Annotated in this window: 8 protein-coding genes and 1 tRNA gene; all 9 read left to right on the top strand. The window is 61.4% G+C overall.

The annotated features are described in order from the left end of the window. Window positions 1-155: 155 nt before the first annotated feature. The 9 genes from NKH37_RS31550 (at window position 156) to NKH37_RS31510 (ending at window position 10,633) form a co-directional block, all read left to right on the top strand. Window positions 156-1,397 carry an MBL fold metallo-hydrolase gene (locus NKH37_RS31550; protein WP_353042272.1) on the top strand — a complete coding sequence of 414 codons (1,242 nt, stop codon included), beginning with the start codon at window positions 156-158 and terminating at the stop codon, window positions 1,395-1,397. Window positions 1,398-1,994: 597 nt separating this feature from the next. Continuing rightward, entirely contained in the window at window positions 1,995-3,167 is a 1,173-nt protein-coding gene (mblB, locus tag NKH37_RS31545; RefSeq protein ID WP_353042270.1) for an anti-phage 6A-MBL system MBL-fold protein, read from the top strand. A gap of 3 nt (window positions 3,168-3,170) precedes the next feature. After that, window positions 3,171-5,411: an anti-phage 6A-MBL system cap2_3 protein gene (gene cap2-3 / locus NKH37_RS31540; protein WP_353042268.1), complete on the top strand. Its 2,241-nt coding sequence runs from the start codon at window positions 3,171-3,173 to the stop codon at window positions 5,409-5,411. Further along, window positions 5,408-6,142 carry a hypothetical protein gene (locus NKH37_RS31535; protein WP_353042266.1) on the top strand — a complete coding sequence of 245 codons (735 nt, stop codon included), beginning with the start codon at window positions 5,408-5,410 and terminating at the stop codon, window positions 6,140-6,142. The genes cap2-3 and NKH37_RS31535 overlap by 4 nt, the downstream gene beginning before the upstream one ends. A gap of 91 nt (window positions 6,143-6,233) precedes the next feature. After that, entirely contained in the window at window positions 6,234-7,061 is an 828-nt protein-coding gene (locus NKH37_RS31530; RefSeq protein WP_353042264.1) for a DUF3800 domain-containing protein, read from the top strand. 350 nt (window positions 7,062-7,411) lie between these two features. After that, window positions 7,412-7,894 carry a helix-turn-helix domain-containing protein gene (locus NKH37_RS31525; protein WP_023679072.1) on the top strand — a complete coding sequence of 161 codons (483 nt, stop codon included), beginning with the start codon at window positions 7,412-7,414 and terminating at the stop codon, window positions 7,892-7,894. A 6-nt stretch (window positions 7,895-7,900) separates the two neighbouring features. Continuing rightward, window positions 7,901-8,005, top strand: a tRNA-OTHER gene (locus NKH37_RS31520). Between the two features lie 144 nt (window positions 8,006-8,149). After that, window positions 8,150-9,340 carry a toll/interleukin-1 receptor domain-containing protein gene (locus tag NKH37_RS31515; RefSeq protein WP_353042262.1) on the top strand — a complete coding sequence of 397 codons (1,191 nt, stop codon included), beginning with the start codon at window positions 8,150-8,152 and terminating at the stop codon, window positions 9,338-9,340. A gap of 123 nt (window positions 9,341-9,463) precedes the next feature. Further along, on the top strand, window positions 9,464-10,633 hold the full coding sequence (locus NKH37_RS31510) for a DUF4238 domain-containing protein (RefSeq protein ID WP_353042260.1): 1,170 nt from the start codon (window positions 9,464-9,466) through the stop codon (window positions 10,631-10,633). Window positions 10,634-10,933: the final 300 nt, after the last annotated feature.

Here is a 10,933-nt window from a genome sequence, read left to right as displayed (position 1 = left end):
GGTTCCGATCTCGTTGATCAATCCCGATGGCGCCGTCAGCCCGCCATCGTGAAACAGCCGGAAAACTCCACCTTCCGGCGGTCCAAAGAATGGTATCGGATCATGAGCCTAGAACAGCCCACCGAGGCGGATCGTGTACATGGGGAGCTGGCCGTATGCTCAGGGTAAAATGGATTCAGCATGCCGTCGGACATGGCGGTTTCCACACTGGCCATCTCGATGTGCCTGGCGAAGGAACATTTAATTGGGCCTTCGACTGTGGCTCCCAGCGGACTGCTAAATTCAATGAATTTCTCGCTACCTGGGCCCGTCGCTCGCCGATGACACTCGATTGGTTGTTCGTGTCGCATTTTGACACTGACCATGTAAGCGGGCTCGACAGCCTGATGAGCCGGACACTGATTGACAATGTGATGGTGCCTTACCTGAACGAACGCGAGTTCGCCTATCTTCTTCTTCACGAAATCGCCCGCGACAATCTCGACCGAAACCTGTTTGATCTGGTGGCCGATCCCACCGGCTATTTCGTGTCGCGTGGGGCTGAACGCGTCATCTATCTACGCGGCCGCCAACCAGGCGACGAACCAGGAACTTCGGAGGGGGGTGGTCCCGACCGTCCCAAAGACGAAAGCGGCTGGTATACGGTGGTCAACCCTGAGCCGCGGCCAGGGTCGGACCCGAATATGGAGGTCGGCGCGTCGATTTCGCCGGATCGTACCCAGATCATCGACGGCGGCGTTTGCGAGATTACGTTGCATACCCGCACCATCGGACTTCGTCTTAAACCCTATCGCGCGCCACTCCAGCCTTATGCTTTGCGCGGCATAATCAAAGCTGTCGAGCACTTGGTCGGCGCCGCACTTGTTGGATCGCATCAGCCTGGGTTGGGTGCACTCGCTTATGCTGTCGCCCGCCATGCGCGGACTCCCGCCGGCAGGGCTGGGCTCCGCAGCATCTACAAGCACTATGTAGGTTCTTCGAACCGGGCGTCGCTATCGTTGTTGAGCACCCCGATCATCAGCGCCGATATGCATCACCACTGGTCCCTCCATCAGCCGCATTGGTGGTCTACGGGCGGTTCCGAGGTGGCATGGCTCAACACCGGCGACGCCGAACTGCTCAGGCCTGCCGACCTTGGCGACTGGCAAAATTGCTATGGGGATGATCTCGCAAACGTCCGCGTTCTCGCCCTGCCCCACCATGGCTCAGACAAGAATTCCGATGCAGCAATCCAGGAGCTTTGTCCTGAGGCCATCCTTGTCGCTCATGCCCGGGCACCCAGTAAAAAGCACCCCGGCGACGCGGTGGTGGCGGCCGCCGGAGACCGGCTGGTGTCGGTCACTGAGGAGACTGGGTCGACCGTTGCGATGTCCTACACGGCCTACGACGCGAACTAAGCGGCGGTGCAGTCTCGCCAGCCGTGGGACATGCCACCTTTCGGAGGTGTGAAATCTGTGCCATGCGGCTTTCAACCGTGCCGGCAGTGCCGGTCACTTTGACTCGTCCCGTTTCATCACCGTCATGAATGAGCCAAACATACCAAGTATCAATTTCTGGGATGTCTGCATCGCTGGTAAAGTGTCCGCAAGATTGAGATCGCTAGCTGCACGGCTTGCGCTCTCGGGTCTCCGATACCGTATGTAAAAAGACATACCTGCCATGCATCGCCGCCTGCGGCGTTTTGGTCCGATTGGCCTGTTGACAACTTGCCAAATAGTCGTACCCTCAGTGCAACGCGCTGCACGAACGTATTTACTTCATTTTAACGCTGTGCCATAAAAAGGCAGACGGTGATTCCACCGCCTGCCTTCTGTTTGTGCGTACCTGCGGACGTGGCGCCGTAAGACTGCCCAGACCACAGGTCCGTACCGTTGCAAGTCGGTTCTAGTGCCCCAAGGCTCCATTGACAAGCCACAGGCTTAGGTGCCGGCGGCGCGCGCACGCGGAGTGATCCGTTGCGTGCCCGTTCCGGCCAACTATAGGAACCGACACAAATGGCTGCAAAACTGACCTTTTTCCCCGTGGGCAACGGGGACATGGCACTGATCAAGCTCGACAACAAACAAACGATCCTTGTCGACATCAACATCCGCGCCGCCGCCGACGATCCCGAGGACGACACCTATGACGTTGCCCAGGATCTCAAGGGGCACCTCTCCCGCGACGACAAGGGCCGGCTCTACGTCGACGCCTTCTTGCTGTCGCACCCGGATTCGGACCACGTGACCGGGCTCATAACGCACTTCCACCTCGGGCCGCCTGAAGATTTCCCCGAGGGTGATGAAGACCTCATCCTGATCCGCGAAATGTGGTCGTCGCCGATCGTGTTCCGCCGCGCCAGCGCGCAGCACAAACTGTGCGAGGAGGCCAAGGCCTGGGCCACCGAAGCAAGGCGCCGCGTCGCGCTGTTCAAAGAGAAGGGCCTGGCCGGCACCGGTTCAGGCGATCGCATCCTGATCCTCGGTGAGGACAAGGACGGCAAAACCGATGATCTGACGGAGATTTTGATCAAGCAGGACGAACTGCTGACCGCGGCCGATCGCGTGAAGGCCGGCCAGTTCGAAGGCCGCCTGCTGGCGCCGATGTATGTCGACGAGAACGACAAGGAGCTGATCGAGGTCCTCGAGAAAAACAACTCCTCGGCGATAGTGCGCTTCTCCATCGCCGGCGACGGCGTCGCAGACCGGTGCCGCTTTCTGACTGGCGGCGACGCAGACGTCTCCATCTGGGACCGGCTGTGGCAGCGCCACAAGGATAACAACAAGGACTGGCTCAGCTACGATGTCATGGAGACGCCGCACCACTGCTCCTGGCGCACCCTGAGCCACGACCGCTGGTCCGAGATGGGCGAGAAGGTCAAGGTTTCCGAGGACGCCAGGAACGCCCTTTCCCAGACCCGTGACGGTGCCCTCATCGTCGCCTCCTGCAAGCCCATCAAGAAGGACGACGACAACCCGCCGCATGAGCGGGCCAAGCGGGAATATGTCTCGATCACCTCGGCCGAGCGCTTCATCTGCACGACCGAGTATGCCGATGAGCACAACGGGCCGGTCGAGTTCAACATTACCGGCGTCGGCACATCCAAGCAGCTGGGGCTGACCCCGAAAAAGGCCGCCGCCATCGCCGGCGTCAACAAGGTCACCACCACGACCAGGGAACATGGCTGATCCATGGCCCTGGCAGACATGCGGCGGCAAGCGGAGCACTTTCTGCGTGTCGCCCACGACATTCCGCAATGCACCGGCTGCGGACTGGTGGCCGTCGGCGACGACGTGGCGACCCTGTTCCTCAACCTCGCCGTCGAGATGCCGACGCATTGGCAGGCGCAGGGGTCCGCCCCCAACGGCGTCCTGCCCACCGAACGCGTCGAGGTGGTGCTGGGCCGGGACTATCCGTGGCGCTGTCCGTCGTTCAGTCTCCGCAAGGATTTCCCGCGCGACCTCGCCCACCTGACGCCGGGGTCTGCGACCCTCAATCCGTCGCCCTGTCTGGTCGATGGCAATCTCGACGAGTTCTTTCACCAGCACGGACTGCTGGAGCTCGGTATCGGCGCAATCGTCAACCAGATGGGCATCTGGCTCGGGCGGGCGGCGATCGGCAACCTGATGAATGCCGAACAGGGCTGGGAACCGGTGATGCGCCAGGGGTTGCCGGACCGCCTGGTCATCGATGCCGACTTTGCCCGAGGTCAGGTCACCAACCGGTCGGGGTGCGTCTGGCTCGCAACGAAATACATGCGCAGCGACGTCATCGACGGCAGACCATCCTACCTCCTTGCCGCACACAACGAGTTCGCCGCCGCCGTCGGCGACATGGCCCCCTTCCCGTTCGACCCTGGAGGCGAAACCCGTTACAGCGGGATCACCGTCACGGCGCTGATGTGGCCCGCCACTGGCGCCGTCACCAAGCATGTCCTTGGCGAGACGATTGAGACCCTTGACGATCTGGCAAGACGCGCCGGTGAGATCGGTTGCGGCCGTGAGTTCAAGACCTTTCTTGACCGACTTGAACGGCGTTGGCAGCGTAGGCGTTCGGAGACGGTGTTTCCGGTAGCGGTGGTGTTCTGCGTGCGCCGCCCGTTCCCGCTGATGGGTCGCGACTCGGCGGTCGAGATGCTCCCCTACCTCTTCGAGATCAAGGTGCCAGAGCAGCGCAGGTCGCTGTTCGGCGGACCGCGCGGCAAGGGCGTGGTGCCGGTCGAACAGCTGGACCGCACCACCCCGAAGCTTTTGCGCACCCTGTCGGCAGCGCCCCAGTATAGACCCTTCAGCTTGATCGGTTGCGGCAGCGTGGGATCAAAGGTCGCCATGCACCTCGCGCGCGCCGGCGGCGACATCCGCGCGGTCTCGGACAGTCGCGATCTACGGCCGCACAACATGGCCCGCCACGCCTTGGCCCGACCGCCTCTGCCCTGGCCCAAGGCCTTCGAACTTGCCGACGAGCTATCGCACCTCGGGCAGCAGCCGGTGGCCTCCGTCGTCGACGTGGTCAAGGCCCTGCGGACGCCGCAGGATCGTCTGCGCATCGCGCCGCCCGGAACCGCGACGCTGGTCAACTCGACCGCCTCGAAACTGGCCCGCCAGGCCCTGTCGATGGTGGCGCCGGCCGACCTCCCGGCCCGGGTCGCCGAAGTCGCGCTGTTCGGCCGTGGCCGGGGCGCTTTCGTGTATCATGAGGGGGCCGACCGCAATCCGAGTCTCGCCGACCTTCATGCCGTGCTCTGTGCCAACGTGACGGCGAAGGAACGCCGACTGCTCTTCGATCCCGAGTTCGGCCTCGCGCAGATCCAGATCGGTGAAGGCTGCGGTTCGCTGACCATGCCGATGACCGACGCGCGGCTCTCGGCCATGACCGCGATGGCCACCGAGGAACTGGTGCAGCTGGCCGCGAACAACGCGGCCGACGGGGACATCGCCGTCGGGGTAACGGCGCCCGACAGCCCGTCGACCACGTGGCGGCGGCTCACGGTTCCGGCCTTCATCGAGATTCGCGTGGAGGGCGGCGACTGGACGCTGCGCCTGGCCGCGCGCGTTGCGGGCATGATCCGAGACGACATTGCCAACTACCCGGGCGTCGAAACCGGCGGGCTCCTGATCGGCTCGTGCAGCTCGCTCGTGAAGACGGTGACCGTGGTCGACTTGATTGAGGCCCCGGAAGATAGCCGGCGGACGCCCACGCTGTTCGTGCTCGGCACCAGGGGCATGAAGGGGCGGATCGACGCCCGTTTCGAAGACAGCGGCCGCTCGCTACTCGACGTGGGCACCTGGCACAGCCACCTCGCCGAACAGGGCCCCTCGCCCACCGACCGGACGACGGCCAGGCAGGTGGCGGCCGAACGCTCTCCGCCGGCGATCCTGTTGATCGCCACCCCGACCACCTACCACGCGATCATGCATCAGGAGGCACGATGAACGATTATCTCGACGCCTACGCCATCAAGGCGCGCTTGGCACCGGCAGCTTTGGCGATTGCCCCGGTCATTGTCCTGATCGTGCTGGCCTTCAACTGGGCCCAGCCTAGCCTCCCCGAGGCCATCATCAGTCTCGCCGTCATGGTTCTGTTCTTCGCCGCGTCGAATGTGGCCCGCCGCCTGGGCAAGAGGAAGGAGCGGCAGCTGTTCGCGACGACCGGCGGGCGGCCCGAAAACCGCGAACTCAGCCATCTGGACAAGACGCTGGACGAGAGGACCAAGGGCCGTTACCGCAAATTCCTTGCCCACCAGCTCGAGCAGCCTGCGCCGACGCGCGACATGGAGGTCGAGGACCCCGATGAGGCGGCCGCGTTCTACGTGCAGTGCTACAACTGGCTGCGCGAAAACACGCGCGACACCGAGAAATTCCGGATCCTTTTGAACGAGAACATCGCCTACGGCTATTACCGCAATCTCCTGGCGCTGAAGCCCTACGGCATCATGCTCAATCTGTTGACCATCGCGGCCGCAGCCGCGATCATCTACTACAAGCCCGATTTCGCCGAGCTGACCCACGGCAAGCTCGTCGCACTCGGCATCCTCGCAGCCGTCCATGCGGGCTACCTGATCTTCGGCGTCACCCGGCGCGCCGTGCTTGACGCCTCCAAGGCATACGCTCGCCAACTCACGCTCAGCTGCGAAGCTTTGATCGTACAGATGAAATCGGCCTGAGTTTCAACGTGCCAGTGTGGCGCGCGAGCGTCGCAAAGCTGTACAGGTTCCGGTTTTTGAGCCAAGCTGGTGCGGATATGAAAGCCTGCCCGTGACAGATCGCGAAATCCACCTCTACCTCGACGACAGCGGCAGCCGCGAGCCAGACCGAGAGCCCAAAGAGAAGCGCCGGGACGAAATGGATTATTTCGCTCTCGGCGGCATCCTCATCAACGAGGAAGACGTCGACGAGCTCTATGCCCGGCATAAGGCGTTCTGCCAGAACCACGGCATCACCTACCCGCTTCACTCCTGGGCGATCCGGGGCGGCCGTGGCGACTTCGGCTGGCTGAAGAAGCCGGAGTCCGCTTTTGAATTCCTGGGAGATTTGCAGGGAATGCTGCTTGCGCTGCCCGTGATCGGCATCGCCGCGGTCATCGACCGACCGGGCTATGTTGCCCGCTACCGCGACCGGTACCAGGACCAGCTCTGGTTCATGTGCAAGACCGCCTACTGCATCCTGATCGAGCGCGCCGCCAAATATGCCCGCAGCCAGGACCGCAAGCTGCGCGTGTTCTTCGAGCGCGCCGGCAAAGCCGAGGACCGCGACCTGGTGGCCTACACGCGGATCCTGAAGACGCAGGGGATGCCGTTCGACGGCGCTAACTCCGCCAGCTACGGGTCGTTAACTGCCGAGGAGTTTAGGGACATCGTGCGCGGGGAGCCCCGCGGCAGAACCAAATCCACACCGATGCTGCAAATCGCCGATCTCTACCTCTATCCGATGGCCAAGGGCGGCTATGACCCGTCCTACCGGCCCTACAGGGCCCTGATGGACCACAAGCGTTTGATCGACGCGCACCTGCCGCCCGAGGACCTGGCATCCTGCGGCATCAAATACAGCTGCTTTGAAAGGATAAAAAACAAAGACCCGGACTAGCCGGGCCTTCGTTTTGAAAAGGTTCGGCTGGCGCCTAGCGCCAACCCCGGAGCGATGCTCACGTCCAAAGTATGGGTATTGACACTCTCTTTGTCAACACTCCGGGTGAACCTCTGGTCGGGGGGTCCCTATCTTATCGCTTGCATATAGCACGGTTCGTCTAATCGACACTTCATATTATCAAGTCCTCTTCTTTGGGTGCAGCGCGGTTCCCCGGCCCCTGAATCCAGAGACACAGGCCGGACGAACCTTGAAACACCCTCCCCCTGAATGCAGAACCGTCCCCAATGCCCTTGCGTCATCACGGGAAACCACCATATCTGGATGCAGTTCACCACAGGGAGCCTCATATGGCCCAGCCAGAAACCGCCAAAGCAGACGTCGACAAGCTACGCACCAACGAGAAGAAGTGGACCAAGGCACTCATGGCTACGGGCTGGAGCGCTTTTCCCAACATCATCATCGAGAAGCAGCAGGCTCTCGGCCTCGATGCGCTCGACATGAACATCATCATCCACCTGGTCCAGTACTGGTGGCTGCCCGACAACCTGCCCCACCCCTCGGTCGAGACGATCGCCAAGGCAATCGGGGTGACGCCCCGCACCATTCAGAAACGCATTGCCGCCCTCGAGGCCCTTAAACTTCTTGGCCGGGAGGAACGGCGCAACACGCCCAATGGCAGCATGACGAACCGCTATCATTTCGATGGCCTGATCGAGGCCGCCAGGCCGTTTGCCTTGGAAAAGGCCGCCGAGATCAAGAAGGCGGCCGAGGAGAGATCGAACCGGTTGAAGCGCAAGAAGCCGCAGCTGGTCGTGGACAACGATGCATAGGCAGATCGTGGCGTAGCTCAGAGGATAGAGCGCCTCGCTTTCGACCTGGGTGGTGCGTGACACCGCTATCTAGGGGCGAGGAGGTCGCAGGTTCAAGTCCTGCCGTCATGCCATTGTCCTCGATATGGATCCCTCGGCTCCGGAAACTCGAAAGATTTCCGGTACCGGACCCATAATCTACCGTGGTTTTTCAATGGTTCCTTTGATATTTGTTCTGCGTATGTTCATATCAAGGGACCAACTCGAGGACTCAATATGGGCATGCGATACAATGGCCGGCCGTTTGATTCGGGGGATTTTGCAAAGGATTTTGAAGCTGCGGCTGTCGAGAGCATCAAGGAACAGCTGTGGGAGAGGTTCAGTGCCATTCGCCATCCTGATACAGGCGACCTGGTCCTTGGAGAAGCCCTCGACGATTTGCGGCTCAGTATTGAGGGCTCGCCGCAGCTTCTCGCGCTGGTGAAGGACAAGATGAGCGACAATGAGCAGGCGTCGACTGTGTTCCTGCCCCTGCAACAGGGCTCCCCGAAAGCCTTTCTCAGCTACTCGTTCGACGATCGCGAGCTAGCAGAGACGGTCGCGCGCGCCCTGATGGCGGATGGAATCGATACCTGGTGGGCGGAATGGGAGATCCGTTCCGGAGATTCCTTGCGCCGCAAAATCGACGAGGGACTGGGCAACTGCACGCATTTCATCGTGCTGCTGACTCCGAGCGCCATGCAGAAGCCGTGGGTCCAGCAGGAGATGGATGCCGGCCTAGTCCGCCGCATCTCTGGGCAGGCGCGCTTCATAGCCCTTCGCTACGGTGTCGCGGCACGGGAATTGCCGCCGCTTCTGTCGGGCATGCTCTCGCCAGAACTTGATGCCGCGCGCCTAGACGAAGGCGTGCGCAATCTGGTGAACGACATCCATGGCGTGACGCGTAAGCCGCAGCTCGGCCCAGCGCCCATTGCGGCTGTGCAGCCTGCGACGGGTTACTCCAAGGTCGCAACGGCAATTGCCAAGATCTTTGTTGAGGAGACGTCGGATGCAATGTTCTCGCACCCTCAGAAGGGGGTAGATGAGCTGGCGGCCACCATTGAAGCGTCAGAGGAGGATATCGAGGACGCTCTGCACGAGCTGCGCGATCTGGTTTCCGTCAGCTTCGGCCGCGTCTTGCCCAAGGAGGACCTGTTTGCCACATTCGACAAATATTTCATGGATTGGTCGCCCGAAGATGACGCGCTGCGTATCGCTGCCGACCTGATCAACGACCCGTTGATGCCCCACGATACAGGCCAGGTCGCCGGGCGGTACGGCTGGGAGCCGAGGCGCATAAACCCCGCTCTGGCCTATCTGATGGCCCGCAAGCTGATCGTCGACTACAAGGTACTCGCCAGCCAGTACAATTCGATCCGGGTGGTGAAAACGGACGCCACGCGGCGCTTCGTGAAGAGCCGAAGCTGAGGATGCCAATCCGTAGGGTCATGCCCGACAAGGTGCAGTGACCGGAGAGCCCGACCACAGGACCATGGAGCAGTCACCACCTTCTATTTTGGCAAATGGGGAGACGTCCCCATCGACGGCGATGTGAGGCCATTTAGCATCTTCAATCCGGTCCGCAGCGGGGCGGGACGGACGAACCGAAAACACCACTTCATCTCGGTCACCTATATGGAAGGCTTCGCCGATGACCGCGGCCGCGTCCAAGTCTATCGGGCCGAGGCGCCAGAGGCACCGCTGCCGAAGCAGCCGAGGGCAACTGGGTACGAGAACTACTATTACTCTCAGAAACTCCCCGGTGGCGGTCAAGAAAACCACAGATTCGAAGACCTCTGGAATCCGATCGAAACCGTTTGGCCGGAGACCGTCCGTGCGCTTCAAGCACGTCGTCTTTCACCGGCTTTATCCTTCAATATCCAAGGCATGCAAACGATCATGCGCACGCGCGTTCCGGCGACCCGTGATCGCATTGCGCTTATGCTGGAGGCTAAGCTGCGAAGCGAATGCAAGGTGCTCGAGGAAATCGGTAAACTGCCCCGAGACTTGGAACGCTACGCCGGTCAGTTCGACACAGTCCCGGTAGGCATCAATCCGCAAGAAACTCTGCTCGCGATGGAGGACGAATTCCAGACGTTCGGCGATCTCTGCTTTCGGCTTGGCTTCGAGGTTCTTCACAACAAGACCGACATCCCATTCCTCACCTCCGACAATCCGGTGTGCACCTATGACCCGCGCAAACCGCTGCTCGCACGCACCCCCTACGATCACTCCGGTGACATCGAGCTGATCTTTCCCCTGACCGCCCGCATGCTGGTGCTCGGTTCAAGCAAGCGTCAGCCGTTTGGCGTCCTGTCACGGCACCGCGACGTCACGGATAAGCACAAAGTTCCCCGGTTCAATCGAACAATCGCTCAATTCGCGTACCGGATGACCGTCGGCCAGGACCGGTCGAGCGATGCGCTGATTTGTGCCCATGCGCATCTCGTACCGACGATCAGCACCGAGGTCCGCCGACACAACAATGAAATCCAGATCGTCTGGCGGCATATCTTTGGGTCGAAACCTGCTCTTTCTCAGTACATTGACACTCCGGAACAGGCCTCTCAGCTAGAAGCGAAAATGGCCTCAGCCGCGACAAGATCACGCGCGACAAGGACATCATCGCCAGGGTCCGCAAGTACGAAGCCGATGACATGCCGAATTCGGCTGAGATCGAGGTCAAGAAGCTTGTCCCGGCATAGCGAGCAACTCTTGTGATAGCTCTTCCGCTCCGGCCAACGCGGCTGAGCCTGCTGGCCCTGTAAACGCGATCATGCGCATCAGTGATCGCAGGCCGGTCAAATGCCGTGTCCCCTCCCGCGTCGTTGGAGTGAGCACCTTGAGCGAAGCCAGGTCAACCTGTCAACGTGCCCCACGCCTCTGTAATTGGGACATGCGCCGACGCTCCAAACCACCTATCAGTCGCGTCGACCTAACCTAGGAAACCTGTTGAGGCTCCGCGACAACTCGCGCTTCGGGCGGCGATTGGCGGGTTAACGCTGGGGACTTTGTCCGAAC

The sequence above is a fragment of the Mesorhizobium sp. M1217 genome (assembly GCF_040318275.1).
In the GTDB taxonomy this organism is placed as follows: Bacteria; Pseudomonadota; Alphaproteobacteria; order Rhizobiales; family Rhizobiaceae; genus Mesorhizobium.
This window is presented reverse-complemented; position numbering and strand designations above follow the sequence as displayed.

Coding starts and splice junctions, on each gene's coding strand:
- NKH37_RS31550 (WP_353042272.1), top strand. CDS start 156: ATGCTCAGGGTAAAATGGATTCAGCATGCCGTCGGACATGGCGGTTTC.
- mblB (WP_353042270.1), top strand. CDS start 1,995: ATGGCTGCAAAACTGACCTTTTTCCCCGTGGGCAACGGGGACATGGCA.
- cap2-3 (WP_353042268.1), top strand. CDS start 3,171: ATGGCCCTGGCAGACATGCGGCGGCAAGCGGAGCACTTTCTGCGTGTC.
- NKH37_RS31535 (WP_353042266.1), top strand. CDS start 5,408: ATGAACGATTATCTCGACGCCTACGCCATCAAGGCGCGCTTGGCACCG.
- NKH37_RS31525 (WP_023679072.1), top strand. CDS start 7,412: ATGGCCCAGCCAGAAACCGCCAAAGCAGACGTCGACAAGCTACGCACC.
- NKH37_RS31515 (WP_353042262.1), top strand. CDS start 8,150: ATGGGCATGCGATACAATGGCCGGCCGTTTGATTCGGGGGATTTTGCA.